General features: G+C 72.9%; 17 protein-coding genes. 9 read left to right on the top strand and 8 right to left on the bottom strand.

The window, feature by feature from the left end; all coding sequences use genetic code 11:
• Positions 1-8: 8 nt before the first annotated feature.
• Positions 9-839: a phosphotransferase family protein gene (locus ACZ7CD_RS26880; protein ID WP_470379955.1), complete on the top strand. Its 831-nt coding sequence runs from the start codon at positions 9-11 to the stop codon at positions 837-839.
• Between the two features lie 4 nt (positions 840-843).
• On the opposite strand, the gene ACZ7CD_RS26875 is transcribed toward ACZ7CD_RS26880, so the two are convergent.
• A complete protein-coding gene (locus tag ACZ7CD_RS26875; RefSeq protein ID WP_470379954.1) occupies positions 844-1,905 on the bottom strand; it encodes a hypothetical protein in 1,062 nt (353 codons plus the stop codon).
• Between the two features lie 236 nt (positions 1,906-2,141).
• Here ACZ7CD_RS26875 and ACZ7CD_RS26870 point away from each other — a divergent pair, with 236 nt between their 5' ends.
• Positions 2,142-2,783 carry a DedA family protein gene (locus ACZ7CD_RS26870; protein WP_470379953.1) on the top strand — a complete coding sequence of 214 codons (642 nt, stop codon included), beginning with the start codon at positions 2,142-2,144 and terminating at the stop codon, positions 2,781-2,783.
• An 8-nt stretch (positions 2,784-2,791) separates the two neighbouring features.
• On the opposite strand, the gene ACZ7CD_RS26865 is transcribed toward ACZ7CD_RS26870, so the two are convergent.
• Positions 2,792-3,376: a TetR/AcrR family transcriptional regulator gene (locus ACZ7CD_RS26865; RefSeq protein WP_360393053.1), complete on the bottom strand. Its 585-nt coding sequence runs from the start codon at positions 3,374-3,376 to the stop codon at positions 2,792-2,794.
• Between the two features lie 3 nt (positions 3,377-3,379).
• Positions 3,380-4,834 carry an MFS transporter gene (locus ACZ7CD_RS26860; RefSeq protein ID WP_470380053.1) on the bottom strand — a complete coding sequence of 485 codons (1,455 nt, stop codon included), beginning with the start codon at positions 4,832-4,834 and terminating at the stop codon, positions 3,380-3,382.
• Between the two features lie 391 nt (positions 4,835-5,225).
• Between ACZ7CD_RS26860 and ACZ7CD_RS26855 the strand changes: the two genes are divergently transcribed.
• Complete coding sequence (locus ACZ7CD_RS26855) at positions 5,226-6,689, top strand: FAD-dependent monooxygenase (protein WP_470379952.1); 1,464 nt, start codon at positions 5,226-5,228, stop codon at positions 6,687-6,689.
• A gap of 218 nt (positions 6,690-6,907) precedes the next feature.
• On the opposite strand, the gene ACZ7CD_RS26850 is transcribed toward ACZ7CD_RS26855, so the two are convergent.
• Positions 6,908-7,630, bottom strand: coding sequence for an SDR family oxidoreductase (locus tag ACZ7CD_RS26850; RefSeq protein ID WP_470379951.1), 723 nt, complete (start codon positions 7,628-7,630; stop codon positions 6,908-6,910).
• Positions 7,631-7,715: 85 nt separating this feature from the next.
• Here ACZ7CD_RS26850 and ACZ7CD_RS26845 point away from each other — a divergent pair, with 85 nt between their 5' ends.
• The 3 genes from ACZ7CD_RS26845 to ACZ7CD_RS26835 all read left to right on the top strand — a co-directional run bounded on the left by ACZ7CD_RS26845 (position 7,716) and on the right by ACZ7CD_RS26835 (position 9,589).
• Positions 7,716-8,579, top strand: a complete 864-nt coding sequence (locus ACZ7CD_RS26845; RefSeq protein WP_470379950.1) for a LysR family transcriptional regulator — start codon at positions 7,716-7,718, stop codon at positions 8,577-8,579.
• 99 nt (positions 8,580-8,678) lie between these two features.
• Positions 8,679-9,029: a hypothetical protein gene (locus ACZ7CD_RS26840; RefSeq protein WP_360393067.1), complete on the top strand. Its 351-nt coding sequence runs from the start codon at positions 8,679-8,681 to the stop codon at positions 9,027-9,029.
• A gap of 56 nt (positions 9,030-9,085) precedes the next feature.
• Entirely contained in the window at positions 9,086-9,589 is a 504-nt protein-coding gene (locus ACZ7CD_RS26835) for an SRPBCC family protein (RefSeq protein WP_458431483.1), read from the top strand.
• 139 nt (positions 9,590-9,728) lie between these two features.
• Here ACZ7CD_RS26835 and ACZ7CD_RS26830 read toward each other — a convergent pair whose 3' ends face one another.
• Positions 9,729-10,217, bottom strand: coding sequence for a MarR family winged helix-turn-helix transcriptional regulator (locus tag ACZ7CD_RS26830; protein WP_470379949.1), 489 nt, complete (start codon positions 10,215-10,217; stop codon positions 9,729-9,731).
• Between the two features lie 54 nt (positions 10,218-10,271).
• Here ACZ7CD_RS26830 and ACZ7CD_RS26825 point away from each other — a divergent pair, with 54 nt between their 5' ends.
• Entirely contained in the window at positions 10,272-11,492 is a 1,221-nt protein-coding gene (locus ACZ7CD_RS26825; RefSeq protein ID WP_470371103.1) for a multidrug effflux MFS transporter, read from the top strand.
• Positions 11,493-11,572: 80 nt separating this feature from the next.
• On the opposite strand, the gene ACZ7CD_RS26820 is transcribed toward ACZ7CD_RS26825, so the two are convergent.
• From ACZ7CD_RS26820 to ACZ7CD_RS26810, 3 genes are all read right to left on the bottom strand, one after another.
• Positions 11,573-11,803, bottom strand: coding sequence for a hypothetical protein (locus ACZ7CD_RS26820; RefSeq protein ID WP_360393079.1), 231 nt, complete (start codon positions 11,801-11,803; stop codon positions 11,573-11,575).
• A 119-nt stretch (positions 11,804-11,922) separates the two neighbouring features.
• Positions 11,923-12,126 (bottom strand): cold-shock protein, encoded by a 204-nt coding sequence (locus tag ACZ7CD_RS26815; protein ID WP_360393081.1) that lies wholly within the window; start codon positions 12,124-12,126, stop codon positions 11,923-11,925.
• The gene (locus ACZ7CD_RS26810; protein ID WP_360393084.1) at positions 12,123-12,404 is read right to left on the bottom strand and encodes a hypothetical protein; all 282 of its coding nucleotides are present in this window, start codon (positions 12,402-12,404) and stop codon (positions 12,123-12,125) included. The genes ACZ7CD_RS26815 and ACZ7CD_RS26810 overlap by 4 nt, the downstream gene beginning before the upstream one ends.
• Positions 12,405-13,245: 841 nt before the next feature.
• Here ACZ7CD_RS26810 and ACZ7CD_RS26805 point away from each other — a divergent pair.
• Both ACZ7CD_RS26805 and ACZ7CD_RS26800 read left to right on the top strand, forming a co-directional pair.
• Positions 13,246-13,404, top strand: coding sequence for an RGCVC family protein (locus ACZ7CD_RS26805; protein ID WP_470371102.1), 159 nt, complete (start codon positions 13,246-13,248; stop codon positions 13,402-13,404).
• Complete coding sequence (locus ACZ7CD_RS26800; protein ID WP_470379948.1) at positions 13,401-13,976, top strand: GNAT family N-acetyltransferase; 576 nt, start codon at positions 13,401-13,403, stop codon at positions 13,974-13,976. Before ACZ7CD_RS26805 ends, ACZ7CD_RS26800 begins: the two co-directional genes overlap by 4 nt.
• The last annotated feature ends 57 nt before the right edge of the window (positions 13,977-14,033 follow it).

Below are 14,033 nucleotides of genomic sequence, written 5' to 3'. Positions count from 1 at the left end.
CACCCGTCGTGGACGACCTGCTGGAGATCGCCGCCGCCCTGCTTCCCGGCGTCAACCTCGACCGGGCCGTCCTCGCGACCGAGGGCAACGTCCACCGCGTGCTGCTGGTCCCCGGCACCGCCGCCGTCCGCGTCAGCAAGCGTCCGCTGGCCGCGGCCACCATGCCCCGGCGCGTCGCCGTGCTGCACGCGCTGGCCGCCGCCGACCTGCCGTTCCAGGTCCCGGTGCCGCTGACGCCGGTCACCCCGTTCGGCGATCAGACCGCGGTCGCCGTGTCGTGGCTCGACGGCACCCCGCTGCCGAAGGGCGAGGGCTCGCCCGCCCAGGTCGCCGAGGTGCTGGAGGCCGTCCGCTCCGTACCGCTCGACGCCGGCTTGCTGGCCGCGGTCGACGGCCGCGCCGAAGGCAGGCACTGGTCGGACGTCATCGGCACCGACGTCGTGCCCCGCCTGCCTCGGCGCTGGCAGGCCGAGGTCCTGCGCCGCCTGGACGCCGCACTGGCCCTCGACCCCGTCCCCGACGCCCTGGTGCACGGCGACCTCGGCGGCGGCAACGTCCACTGGTCGGCCGACGGCAAGCTCCTCGGCGTCCTCGACTGGGACACCGCCATGCCCGCCGACCCCGCGATCGACGCGGCGCTGATGGCCTGGCACGGCTGGGACACCGTGCGCAGGGCCGTGTCCGCGCAGACCTACCACCGGGCCCGCACCTGGGACGCGCTGCTCGGCGTCGGCCACCTCGTGGCGTGCCTGAACGGACGGCCCATGACCAATCCCGACGGTTTCGTCCAAGCGGTCGTGCCGTGGCTGGAGGCCGACGGTCAGCCTGCGGCGGAGTAGGGCGTCACGCCGGTGGGCTCAGCGCGGTGATCCTCCTCAGCCCGACCCGAAGGCGGTCCGGCGTGTCCTCGGCCAGCGCCGCGGTGAGCTCGTCGAGCAGGTCCCAGTAGCGCCACTTCTCCCGCCACTCCAACGGAATCGACGCAACCCGCACAGCGCACATGCGCACCGCCACCCGCATGCGCACGACCGCGTGCTCCCCGTCGTACGCGGGTGCCTCCCACAGGCTCTCCGCCGCGGACAGTTCCGAGACCAGCGCGGCGTGCTCGTCCCGGGCAGCGCTGTGCCGGCCCTGCCTGGTGCGTTTTCCCAGCACGTGGTCCACGCTCATCTGCAAGGCGGCGGCGACCAGCGCGACGACCCCCGTCTTGACGACTTCCTTGAGCACCGACTCGCTCACGGCGAACGCGCCCGAGGCCGCCGAGGCGAGGACGACGAACCCGAGCAGGACGAACTTCGACACGAACGCCAGCAGCCGGTCGAGCAACGAGTGGTCCCGGGTGGCCACCACCTGCCGCAACTGGCCGCGCAGCCACCTGATCTGCTCCAGCGCCCGCTGCCGCTGGGCGGGACTGATGCCACCGTGCCGGGCCAGCGAGTCCAGCACGGCCGCGACCCGGTCGGGTGGCAGGTCGAGGAACTCGCCCACCTCCGCCCAGGGCAGCGCGGAGATCGCGGAGATCGCCACGAGGTGCGGCATGGCCTCCCGCACCCGTTGCCGCGACCTGCGGCGGGAGGTCTGGCGCAGGTGGTCCTCCGCGCTGTCCAGCAACACGTCCAGGTCTTGGACGACCCCGACGAGCGCGGTGGCCGCGAGCCGCAGGTCACCGGAGGCCCGTGCCGCCGCGCGCTCTTCCTCGTGGTGCAGCAGCAGTTCGAGCACGGGCGGCGCAGCGGCAGCCGGCTCCTCCTTCTGCCGCAGCGGCCGTGCGGCGACCCTGTCGTCCGCGGGAGGTGCGGGGAGCTGCTCCGCCGCCTGCCGCGCCTGGGCGACCACCGACGTGTCCTCCTGCCGCTTCTCGCGGTGGAAACCGTCGTCGCGCCGGAACGGGGTGGAGTAGCTCATCGCGCTCCTCTCACAGCACGCCCAGCCTACTGACCGGCGCTCCGGTTCGGAGGCGAACGATCGTTCCGGGGCATCCACCTGACGGGGACGTCCCCCACCACTCGGGGGGTCCCCTTACCCCCTGAGGTGTACCGCTCTTCAGACCGCGGACCGATGTGCGCGCAGCGGCCGCTCCGGTGAACTGTCCGCAAGTCCACCGTCGAGCCACCGCGCCGACGCCTGCCGCGGGAGAGTTCATGGCCTTCTTGACCGACGCCCTCGATGGCCTGGCCGGTCTGCCGCAGCCCGCCGTGCTGGCGGTGACCGGTGCGCTGACGCTGGCCGAGTGCACGCTCGGCGTGGGGTTCCTCGCGCCGGGGGAGACCGCGTTGCTGCTCGCCTCGACGACGGTGACGAGCGTGCCCCGGTTCGCGGTGATGTGGCTGGTGGTCACGGTGTGCGCGGTGGCGGGCGACAGCATCGGCTACTACCTCGGGCGCCGCTACGGCGACCGGCTGCGCGACAGCCGGCTGGTCCGCAGGATCGGGCGGCAGCACTGGGACAAGGCGAGCGACCTGCTGCGGCGGCGCGGGGCGTGGGCGGTGTTCGTCGCCCGGTTCATGCCCGTCGTGCGGACGCTCGTGCCGGCGTCGGCGGGTGCGTCGAAGCTGGAGTACCGCAGGTTCCTGCCTGCCTCGGTCGCCGGTGCGGCGTGCTGGTCGGCGCTGCACATCGGCATCGGCTCGGCGGCGGGTGCCTCCGCGAAGTACGTCGAGTCCGTCTTCAACGGCGCGATGTGGGTGCTGCTGGGCATCGCGGTGGTGGTCGGCGCGGTCGTCGTGCTGCGCCGCCGCGGCAAGGCAGCGGCGGAACCGCGGGAGCTGGAAGAGGTCGCCTGAGCCGTCGCTCACGCCGGGGCGAGGTGCTCCCAGGCTGGGCCGGGCGTGGTGAGGCTCAGCAGGAGGGCCTCGAGGTCGACCAGCGGCTGCCGGTCGGGGTGGTGGTGCCAGGTCGGGATGGCGCTGATCCCGTCGGCCGCGGCCATGACCAGTGCGGTGACGTGCGGCGGGAGGCCGTCGGCCGCGAGGTCGCCGTGCCAGCGCAGGGTGTCGTCGCGAGCGAGGTCGATGATCTCCGGGATCGCGACCAGGTGGCTGAGCAGCGGCACCAGGTCGCGGAAGTTGCCGGGGTCCTGCGAGAAGGCGGCGCTGACCCGGACGTAGGCGCGGGTGAGGCGGCCCGGCCCGGTGTCGGCGGGGTCCACGGCGGCGAGGACGTCGGCGCGGAACCGGTCGAACAGGTCCTGGGCCAGGGCCCGCACCAGGTCGTCCTTGGTGGCGAAGTGGTGCAGGAGACCGCCCTTGGACACGCCCGCCTCCCGCGCGATGTGGTCGAGGGTGGCGGAGGTGCCGCGGGCGCGGATGCACACGCCCGCGGCGTCCAGCAGCGCGCGGCGGGTGTCCTCGGGGGTGCGCCCGGCTACACGCGGCATGGACTACTCCTCGATCGGGGCCGTGGTGGTGCCGCTCTTCCTACCGGAGGGGATCGTGCGCCAGGCGATGAGGGCGGCGATCGCCGTGGTCGCCGCGGCGACCACGGACGTGACCTGCATGGCGGTGGTGAACGCCGCCCGTGCCGCCTCCAGCACGCCCGCGTTGTCGCGGACGGTGTTGACGGCCGCCGCCAGCGAGTCCTCCACGGCCGCCCGTGCCGTGCCGGTCAGGCCCGCGGGCAGCTCCAGCGCCGCCCGGTAGACCAGGCTCACCGTCGAGCCGAGCAACGCGATGCCGAGCGCGCCGCCCAGCTCGAAGGCCGTCTCGGAGATGGCCGAGGCCGCACCGGCGCGTTCGGACGGCACCGCGGAGACCACGGCGTCGGTGGTGAGCGTCATCGCCACGCCGATGCCCAGCCCCAGCGGGACCAGCGCCGCCGCCAGCCACAGGACGTGGTCGGAGCTCTCGGCGACGGCGACGAGCGCCAGGCCGAGCGCGGCGAACAGCAGGCCCGCCGCGACGGCACGGCCGGTGCCCAGCCGTGCCACCAGCACGCCGACCACCGCCACGGCCAGGATGGACGCGACCGTCGTGGGCAGCTCGACCAGCCCGGCGGCGAGCGGGCGCAGACCGCGCACGAGCTGCAGGTACTGGGAGAAGAAGAACAGCACGCCCATGAGCGCGAAGATCGCGACGAAGTTGGCCAGCACCGCTCCGCTGAACGCCCTGTTCGCGAACAGCCCCACGTCGATCAGCGGTGTCTCCAGCCGCCGCTGACGGCGGACGAACAGCACGCCCGCGGTCACCCCGGCCACCGCGGTCAGCACCGCCGCGAGGTCCACCCCGGAGCCGATGGCGTGCTTGACCGCGTACACCAGCGGCACGACCGCGGCCATCGACAGCGCGGCGGACAGCAGGTCGAACCGGCCGGGCCGCGGGTCGCGCGACTCCGGCAGCAGCACCGCGCCCGCCACCAGGAACACCAGCACCACCGGCACGTTGATCAGGAACACCGAGCCCCACCAGAAGTGCTCCAGCAGCAGCCCGCCGACCAGCGGCCCCAGCGCCATCCCGCCGGCGGAGGCCGCCGACCAGATCGCGATCGCCCTGGTGCGTTCGGCCTGGTCGGGGAACATGTTCCGGATGATCGACAGCGTCGACGGCATGATCGTCGCGCCCGCCACGCCCAGCAGCAGCCGTGCCGCGATCAGCATCTCCGCGTCCGGCGCGAACGCCGCCAGCGCCGACGCCGCACCGAACGCCGCAGTGCCCGCCAGCAGCACCCGCTTGCGCCCGAGCCGATCGGCCAGGGTGCCCGTCGTCACCAGCAGACCTGCCAGCGCCAGCGCGTAGACGTCGCCGATCCACAGGACCTGCGTCGAGCTCGGGGCCAGGTCGGCGGTCAGCGACGGCACCGCCAGGTACAGCACCGTGCCGTCGATGGCCAGCAGCAACATCGAGCCGACCAGCACCACCAACGCCGCCCACCTGCGGCGATAGAGAGTCGGCACCGTCGCCGCCGCAGGGGTGTTCTCAGGAGTCACGGACTTATTGTACCGGCTGGACGGTTTAATACCGTGGGTGTCGCCGGTCCGTTCGCCCTGACGAGTGTCAGCGGATCAGGACGAGGAACTTCAGGCGGGCCTTGCCGAACGCCACCCGCGGCAAAAGCGGTGGACGAAGAACGCGCCGGGCTTGTAGCTTCCCGGCGAACGTGACGCTGACCGAGGAGGTGAGACCCATGACCGCAACGCCGTGGGCGCTCTCCCTCCCGTCACGGCCGGGCGACTGACGCAGGTGTCGCCGGGAGCGCCTCGACCACCGAGCCACTCCCGAAGGGCACCACTGATGCATCCCACCGGCCACCCCGCCGACCACCCCGACGTGATCATCGTCGGCTGCGGCCCGACCGGCGCCGTGCTGGCCGCCGAGCTCCGCCTCCACGACGTGCGCGTGCTCGTCCTGGACCGCGACACCGAACCCGCCTCGGTCGTCCGCATCGTCGGCCTGCACGCCCGCACCCTCGAACTGATGGCCATGCGAGGCCTGCTCGACCGCCTGCTCGACCGCGGTCGCCGCCGACCGGCCTCCGCGTTCTTCGCCGCCATCGACAAGCCGGCGCCCACCGGCCTCGACACCGCGCACCCCTACCTGCTGGGCATGCCGCAACCGGTCGTCGTCGACGTCCTCGAACGGCACGCGGCCGACCTGGGCGCCCTGGTCCGGCGCGGCTGCGCGGTCACCGGACTCGACCAGGACGACGACGGCGTCACCGTCGAGCTGGCCGGCGGCGAACGGCTGCGCGCCCGCTACCTCGTCGGCTGCGACGGCGCGCGCAGCACGGTCCGCAAGCTGCTCGGTGTCGGCTTCCCCGGCGAGCCCTCGCGCAACGACACGCTGATGGGCGCGCTGGCGGTGAGCGCCCCGCAGGACGAGATCGACGCCAAGGTGGCCGAGGTCAGGCGGACCTGCCGGTTCTTCGACGTCAACCCGTTCGGCGACGGCGTCCACCGCGTCGTCGTCCCCGCCCCGCACGTCAGCGACCGCGGCGAACCGCCGGTGCTCGACGACTTCCGGCAGGCGCTGCTGGCCATCGCCGGCACCGACTTCGGCGTGCACTCACCGCGCTGGCTGTCCCGCTTCGGTGACGCCACCCGGCTCGCCGAGCACTACCGGGTCGGGCGGGTGCTGCTGGCCGGCGACGCGGCGCACGTCCACCCGCCCGCCGGTGGCCAGGGCCTCAACCTGGGCGTGCAGGACGCGGTCAACCTCGGCTGGAAGCTCGCCGCGCAGGTCCGCGGTCGGGCACCGGAGGGGTTGCTGGACACCTACCACTGCGAACGGCACCCGGTCGCCGCGGACGTCCTGGACAGCACCCGCGCCCAGGTGCTGCTGGCGTCCCCCGAACCGGGCGCGCGGGCGTTGCGCCGGCTGCTCACCGAGCTGATGGACTTCGACGTGGTCAACCGCCACCTGACCGAGAAGACCACCGCGATCGGCCTGCGCTACGACCTCGGAGGAGGCCACGACCTGGTCGGCCGGCGGCTGCGCGACCTCGACGTGGCGCAGGGCCGGCTCTACGACCGGCTGCACCGCGGCCGCGGCCTGCTGCTCGACCGCACCGGGCGCCTCGGCGTCGGTGGCTGGGCGGACCGGGTCGACCTCCTCGCCGATCCCTCCGTGGACGTGGACGCGCCGTGCGTGCTGCTGCGTCCCGACGGGCACGTGGCGTGGGCGGGGGAGGACCAGCACGACCTCGACGCGCACCTGGCCCGCTGGTTCGGCCCGGTCACCGCACCAGCCTCTCCCTGAACGCCGGCAGTGCCTTCACCCCGGGGGCCTCCGACTTGATCGCAAGGCCTTGACCGCCGTCCTCACCGTTGTCACCCGCCGAACCCGATCGGCGTGCGCGGAGAGCCCGAGGTGCTGTTGGTAGTAGCTACGAGCCTGTTGATGTTGAGTTGGTGGTACTTGCAGATGCCGGTAGAGGCAGGGGGTCGCGGGCGCGGCTGACGACCGGTCCCAGCGCGTCACCAGGGAACGGGGCCTCCGTCGTCGAAGAACCCGCCGCGCGGCCCGTCGTCGGGCAGCGTGGCGAGCCTGATCGCGATCGCCGCACCCTGCTCGGGCGTCCGCGGTGCGTTGAACCCGGTGAAGTCCGTCGCGACGTAACCGGGGCAGACGGCGTTGACGATGACGTTCGTGCCGGCGAGCTCGCGCGCGTACTGCGCGGTGATGCTGTTGAGCATCGACTTCGACGGCGCGTAGGCGGCCAGCACCGGCCCGGTCTGCAACGTCAGCGACCCCATGGTGCTGGAGATGTTGACGATCCGCGGCGACTCGGCCCTGCGCAGCAGCGGCAGCACCGCGTTCGTCACGCGCACGACGCCGAACACGTTGGTGTCCAACACGGTCCGCATGACGTCGAGGTCCAGTGTGGACGGGTTCTGCGCGCCACCGTCGAAGCGGCCGGCGATGCCCGCGTTGTTGACGAGCACGTCGAGCCCGCCCGCGGTCTTCTCGATCGTCTTCGCCGCAACGGTGACGCTCTCGCCGGACGTGACGTCCAGCGCCACCCCGAACGCGTCGATGCCCTCATCTTGCAGGCGCGCAACGGCTTCCTCGCGCCGTGCGCTGTCACGTGCACCCACCGCCACCCGGAACCCGATCGTCCCGAGCCCGCGTGCGATGGCGAAACCGATTCCCTTGTTCGCGCCGGTGACCAGCGCGGTCTTCTTGTTCACACCACCCATGCTCAGCGCCGCCGCGGACGGTGTCCAAGATCGATCCAGTACCTCGTGATACTCCACGGGTATCAGCGCGCGTACGCTGGCCGGGGTGCACGACGTCGAGACCCGCGAGCTGCGCTACTTCGTCGCAATCGCGGAGGAGCTGCACTTCGGTCGCGCCGCCGACCGCCTCGGCATCGCCCAGCCGCCGCTCTCGCGCGCGATCCGGCAGCTCGAACACCGCCTGGGCGTCCAGCTCCTCGACCGCGACCGCCGCGGCGTTTCCCTCACCGAACCCGGCCGCGTGCTGCTGCACGAGGCCCGCCTGGTCCTCGCCGCGGTCTCGGCCGCCGTGCGCCGCACCCGCCAGGCCGCGGCCGAACGCCGCCCGCTGGTGCTCGTGACGAAGGCCGGCGCGTCCCACGAGCTGTTGCAGCGCCTGCTCGACGCCGTCGGCAGCGCGCCCGACCCGGTGCCGGTCGAGGTGCTGCTGTGCGAGGTCGGCGAGCAGGCCGGGCTGCTGCGCGACGGCAGCGCGGACGTGGCGGTCATGCACCGCCCCTACGACGACCTGGCCGGGTTCGACACCGAGGACCTGGTGGTGGAGGGGCAGGTGGCGATCCTGCCCGCCGCCCACCCGCTCGCGGCCCGCGCGGAGCTCACGCTCGCGGAGGTCCAGCACGTGCCGGACTTGCCGATCGCGCGCTGGCCGCGACTGGACGGGTCCTATCCGGACGGTCCGGGGCCGGAGGTGCGCACCCAGTCGAAGCTCGCGCAGCTCGTGGCGCTCGGCAGGACGCTGCTCGTGATCCCCGCGTCCAGCCGGGCGTGGCAGTGGCCGGAGCACGTGGCGGTGCCCGTCGTGGACGCGCCGGAAGTCACGACGGTGCTCGCCTGGCAGCCCGGCAACCGGTCGCCGGCGCTCGCGTCGTTCGTCCGCACCGTCACCGAATCGGTGCGAATCCCAGGGTGAACCGTTTCTGAGTCGATTTCTCGGGTATCGCTATAGCGGCGGATGACCCGGTCGTGTCGAGAGGAGACGGGAATGTCCCGTGATGGTGCCGGTGTGGTCATGACACGTGTGCTGGGTGCGGTGACCGCCGCGTACAGCGCCGCGTTGATCGTGTCCCCGCGGATCTTGGCCAAGCCCACGGGCCTGACCACGCGGGGAGATGACGTGCCGGGACCGGTGCGGACGCTCGTCGCCGCCATCGGGGCCCGTGACACCGCGATCGGCCTGGCGATGGTCCTCGCACCTACGGGGCGACCGCTGCGCACGGCCGTGGCCACGCGCGTCGCCGCGGACCTCTCGGACGCGGCGGTGTTCGGCCTGACGCTGCCCGACCCCGCGGCACGGCGCAAGGTCGCGGTGTTCGCCGTGACCTGGGCGGTGCTGTGCGGGGTCTTCGGCCTGCGCCGCTGACCGCCGGTCGTCCGCGTCCGCCAACGCGTTCACCTCAACCGCAGGGAGTTCCGAGCATGAGCACGATCACCAAGTCCGTCGACGTCGAGGCGGACGTGACCAGCGTCTACAACCAGTGGACCCAGTTCGCGGAGTTCCCGCGGTTCATGGAGGGCGTCGACCGGATCGACCAGCTCGACGACACCCACACGCACTGGACGGTCAGCATCGCCGGCGTGAAGCGCGAGTTCGACGCCACGATCACCGAGCAGCACCCCGACCAGCGGGTCGCGTGGCGCTCCGACAGCGGCCCCGACCACGCCGGTGTGGTGACCGTGCACCGCCTCGACGACCGCCACACGCGCGTGACGGTGCAGATGGACATCGACCCGGAGGGCTTCGTCGAGAACGTCGCCGACAAGCTCGGCGTCCTCGACCGCCGCGTGCAGGGCGACCTCGACCGGTTCAAGACCTTCATCGAGGAGCGCGGGGGAGCCGAGACCGGTGCGTGGCGCGGTGACGTCGACCGCCCCGGCCAGACCGCGCCCGGCCAGACCGCGCCCGGTACCGGCCAGCTCTGACCGGGTCGCACGAGTCCGCCGCGGTGTTCCGGCCACGGCCAGGTGGGGCCTTTCCGTGGCCCTGGGAACACCGCGGCACCCTCGTGTCCCCGGCCGGTGTCTTGCCGGCCGCTTCCCGGCCCGCCACCTCGGCGGCCCGTCAGCCTGACCCCGGCTCGCCCCCACCGCCCCCACCGCCCTGACCGGCGCGGGCGCGGGCCTTCTCGCCGAGCTTCGCCTCGATCCGCCGCAGCGTCGAGATCATCGACTCCACGTCGTCCTCATCGGACACCGCGTCGTCGAGCAGATCGCTCCACAGCACGCTCAACCGCCGCAGGTTCTCCTGCGCGCGGGCGGTGGGGTAGAGGCGCACGCGCCGCGCGTCCTCCGCATCCGCCTCGCGGTGCACGAGCCCCTTCTTCTCCAGGCTGCGCAACGCCCGGCTGAAGTTGCTGGAGATCTGGTGGGTGGCCTCCGCCGCCACCCCCGCCGACGTGCCGGGGTTGCGGTCGATGAACCGCATCGCGGCGATCTCCACCGGTGTCAGCGGTTCCCGGTGCAGCACCTCCTTGGCGGCGTGGATCTGCCGTCCGACCGCCGCGATCAGGTCGGCGAGCTCGAACAACCGCGCCTTCTGGTCCTCGTCCACGGCCACATGATAACTTCGCTATCACCTGATAGCTATCAACCGATAGGAGAGTGCGTGGACACCCCTGCGCGCGGCGCCGTCCCCACGCCGCTCCTGCTCGTGCTGGCCCTGCTGGCGAGCGTGGCCCCGTTCGGCATCGACCTCTACCTGCCCGCGTTCCCGCGCATGGCCACCGACCTCACCACCACCGACACCGCCGTCCAGCTGACCCTCACGACGTTCCTGCTCGGCCTCGCCGCCGGCCAGCTCGTCTTCGGCCCCCTGTCGGACCGCTGGGGCCGCCGCGGCCCGTTGCTGGCAGGCTCGGCGGTGTTCGTGGCCGCGAGCCTCCTCGTCGCCACCGCACCGACGATCGAGGTCCTGCTGGCCGGCCGCCTCTTCCAGGGCCTGAGCGCCGCCGCGGGCATGGTCATCGGCCGCGCGGTCATCGCCGACCTCGCCACCGGCCGCACCGCCGCGCGCGCGTTCAGCCTCATGATGATCGTCAGCGGCGTGGCACCCGTTGTCGCCCCGCTGCTGGGCAGCCTGCTCATCGACGGCATCGGCTGGCGCGGTGTGCTGTTCGTCCTGGCCGGTCTCGCCGTCGCGATGCTCGCCGGTTCCGCGGTCGTGGTGCGCGAGACCCACCCGCGCTCACGTCGGGGTTCGGCGCGGTCCGGCGGTTTCCACGCGTTGGGGCGCAAGGCTTACCTCACCGCCACGGCCACGTTCGTCTTCTCGTTCGCCGTCCTGATGGCCTACATCTCGGCCTCGCCGTTCCTGTACCAGGTCGTCATCGGCATGGGCCCGGTCAGCTACGGCCTGCTGTTCGGGCTCAACGCGCTCGGTCTGATCACGAGCAGCGCGGTCGCCTCCCGCCTGCTGCGTCGCGGCAACCCCCGCCGCATCCTCACGATCGGTGTCACGTGGCTCTTCTCGGCCGCGGTGGTGCTGCTCGTGCTGGCGCTGCTGCCCATCGGCGCGGGCTGGCTGGTGGTGCCGATCTTCTTCGCGGTCGCGTCCCTCGGGTTCGTGCTCGGGCCGGCCACGGCACTGGCCCTCGACGCCGTTCCGCAGGCGGCGGGCACGGGGTCGGCGGTGCTGGGGGCGTCGCAGTTCGGGCTTGCCGCGGTCGTGTCACCGTTGGTGAGCGCGGGGGAGGGCCACTCGACGTGGCCCATGGCGGTCACGATCGCGGTGCTGGCCACGATCGCGGCGGGTTTCTGCGCGCTGCTGCGCCGTGCGCCCCGGCAGGTGGACGCGCCCGAGGTCGACCGCCTGCCCGTGCGGACGTGACGGGGCTGGACGCGCGCGAAGCCTGACCGCAGCGCGCGCCGGCGGCGTCATGGAGGACGTGGCTCCCGGCAGTCGGCGGCTCAGCGGTTCGAGGACGGGAACTGACCACCGGCACTGCCGAGCGCGAGGAGGTCGGTGTACTGCTCCTGCCAGGACCTCTCGGTGGCGAGCAGGTCCGCGAGTCGTTGCACCCACTTCGCGTCGACCGGGGCGCCGACTGCCGCCGCCAGGTGCCGTTCGGTCTCCCCGCGAGCGCTGAGCCACTCGGACAACGTGGGACCGAGCGTGGGACCGCCCTGTGCATCAGTCATGGGGCGACAGTACTGCCGGCGCCTTCAGCGGGCGCGCGAGGAGGGGCCGTCCGCCACCGGCGAACCGGCGGAGAAAGCGGACCACCCGGTGGTGGCCCGCTTTCGGATGCCTTGTCCTGTCAGAGAAGGCGGACCGACGTGGCCTGCGGCCCCCTGTCGCCCTGCCTGATCTCGAACTGCACCGGCTGGTGTTCCGGTATGCCCTGGTAGGCGTACTCGTGGACCTCGGAGTGGTGCACGAACACGTCCGGTCCGCCGCCCTCGGGGGCGATGAAACCGAACCCCTTGCTGCCGTTGAACCACTTCACGGTTCCCTGGGTCATCGACGTGCTCCTTCGGTCGTCCGGTGCACGCCGAGCGCCTCCGGGGAAGTCGTGGTCTTCTGCTCGTCCCGCGTCGGACCTGCGGTACGCGGTGCGAGTTCGGACAGGCCCAGCATCGCGAGCAGGTCGCGGCAGTCCTGCGCGTCGTGGCAGTGCTGCGCGACGAGGCGGGCCGCTTGGCGTTGCCGGACGACCCCCGTCTCGTCGGCGGCGAGCCTGGCCTCGGTGAAATCCGCGGCGGCACCGGTCTGCCTGCCGATCTGGCCGGTCCGTGTCATGAGCGCACCTGCTCGTCCGGTGCGGTGCGGTGGCTTCGGGAGGACGAGGTGAAGAGCTGGCGGTCCGGCGGCAAGCCGGTGCTCCGATCTCCGGCCGAAGGCGACAGCGCCGGATTGGATCGGGGCCCGCGGCGGCTGGATGCGGCAACTGGAACCCCAACCCCGCCGACAGTACTCCATCGCGCACCGGTCTGCTCCTGACCGGTTTCCCCGCACCGGCTCTCGTCGCCGCGATGTCACGGGCGTGGGCGGGGGAGTGCGCGGAGACCGGCTGCCCGGCTCACCCCCGCGAACGGCGAGGGCCGGGTCGCGCTGCTCCGCGAACACGACCGGTGGCGGGCAGGAAGACCCCGATCACGGCACAGGAGACGGGTGACCCGCGATGTCAGTCCACTTCGGACGATGAGGGCTGGGTGCTCCTCCGGCTCGACCTCGCGGGGACGTGCGGTGGCGGCCGGACCGGCGCCCGCGTTCAGCGCGAACGCGGTGCGCCGCGCTCGGAGGAACCCGCCGGGCCCTGGCGCGGGGTGCGCCGGGGGCCCGGTCGCGGCGCTAACTGTCCTAACAGGACCGAACTTCGCCGCGGACTCGCGGGTGCGTCGCGCTGTGCGGCGGCACCGGCGAGCCGGGCTCCGGGACTGGCGTAGACTGGGGAACACCGAGGGCATGTCGTGCAGCAGCGGTCGAGCTGGTGCCGCCTTGGGCGCATCACGAGACCCGGCCGTCCGGCTGGAGGTTGGGAGCGCCGGGGCGACCTCGGACCCGTTTCGCGGCCCTGGTGTCCTCGCGCCTCTTCCACCGGCGTCCTCTTCCTCGCAGCACCGTTCATCGGAGTTCCCGCATGACCACGTCCGAGCCACTGACCATCGACACCGAAGCCGAAGCCGGTCGCGTGTGCGGCGTCTGCCCGCACCTGTGGCGCGAGCACGACCCCCTCGGGGTGCGGTACTGCACCGCCACCGCGGTCTCCGCGTTGCCCCGGGGGTGCATCTGCTCATGACGACCACCACCGTGCTCACCACCGGGCGGCTGACCCTGCGCCCGTGGAAGCTCGAGGACACCGCCGTGGCACTCGCCGTGTACGGGCGCACCGAGGTGACGCGCTGGCTCAGTCCCGAGATGGACCAGGTCCCGGACCGGGCGGCCATGCGGCTGCTGTTGCAGCAGTGGGCCGCGGAAAGCGTGCGGCTGCCCGCGCCGTCGGGCCGCTGGGCGATCCAGCGCGACAGCGACGGCCTGGTGATCGGCGGGGCAGTCCTGCTGCCGCTGCCGCCGGGCGAGGAGGACCTGGAGATCGGCTGGCAGCTGCGTCCCGACACCTGGGGCAACGGCTACGCCACCGAGACGACCCACGCCCTGGCCTCCTGGGCGTTCAGCCAGGACGTGAACGAGGTGTTCGCCGTCGTCCGGCCGGGCAACACCCGCGCGGCGGCCACCGTGCGCAACAACGGCATGCACTGGGTCGGCGAGACCACGAAGTACTTCGGCACCGAACTCCAGGTGTTCCGCCTCCGCGCGGCGGACCTCGACGCGGCCGCGCCGACCTCGCCCCACCCGCCAGACCGCGACTGACCGCATCGGCACCGAACGCACCTCGTGCCGGCGGACCTGGCCCCCACCAGGCGTGCG

This window comes from Lentzea sp. NPDC036949 (assembly GCF_055608075.1).
This window is presented reverse-complemented; position numbering and strand designations above follow the sequence as displayed.

Coding starts and splice junctions, on each gene's coding strand:
- ACZ7CD_RS26875 (WP_470379954.1), bottom strand. CDS start 1,905: ATGAGCTACTCCACCCCGTTCCGGCGCGACGACGGTTTCCACCGCGAG.
- ACZ7CD_RS26870 (WP_470379953.1), top strand. CDS start 2,142: ATGGCCTTCTTGACCGACGCCCTCGATGGCCTGGCCGGTCTGCCGCAG.
- ACZ7CD_RS26865 (WP_360393053.1), bottom strand. CDS start 3,376: ATGCCGCGTGTAGCCGGGCGCACCCCCGAGGACACCCGCCGCGCGCTG.
- ACZ7CD_RS26860 (WP_470380053.1), bottom strand. CDS start 4,834: ATGTTGCTGCTGGCCATCGACGGCACGGTGCTGTACCTGGCGGTGCCG.
- ACZ7CD_RS26855 (WP_470379952.1), top strand. CDS start 5,226: ATGCATCCCACCGGCCACCCCGCCGACCACCCCGACGTGATCATCGTC.
- ACZ7CD_RS26850 (WP_470379951.1), bottom strand. CDS start 7,630: ATGGGTGGTGTGAACAAGAAGACCGCGCTGGTCACCGGCGCGAACAAG.
- ACZ7CD_RS26840 (WP_360393067.1), top strand. CDS start 8,679: ATGACACGTGTGCTGGGTGCGGTGACCGCCGCGTACAGCGCCGCGTTG.
- ACZ7CD_RS26835 (WP_458431483.1), top strand. CDS start 9,086: ATGAGCACGATCACCAAGTCCGTCGACGTCGAGGCGGACGTGACCAGC.
- ACZ7CD_RS26820 (WP_360393079.1), bottom strand. CDS start 11,803: ATGACTGATGCACAGGGCGGTCCCACGCTCGGTCCCACGTTGTCCGAG.
- ACZ7CD_RS26815 (WP_360393081.1), bottom strand. CDS start 12,126: ATGACCCAGGGAACCGTGAAGTGGTTCAACGGCAGCAAGGGGTTCGGT.
- ACZ7CD_RS26810 (WP_360393084.1), bottom strand. CDS start 12,404: ATGACACGGACCGGCCAGATCGGCAGGCAGACCGGTGCCGCCGCGGAT.
- ACZ7CD_RS26805 (WP_470371102.1), top strand. CDS start 13,246: ATGACCACGTCCGAGCCACTGACCATCGACACCGAAGCCGAAGCCGGT.
- ACZ7CD_RS26800 (WP_470379948.1), top strand. CDS start 13,401: ATGACGACCACCACCGTGCTCACCACCGGGCGGCTGACCCTGCGCCCG.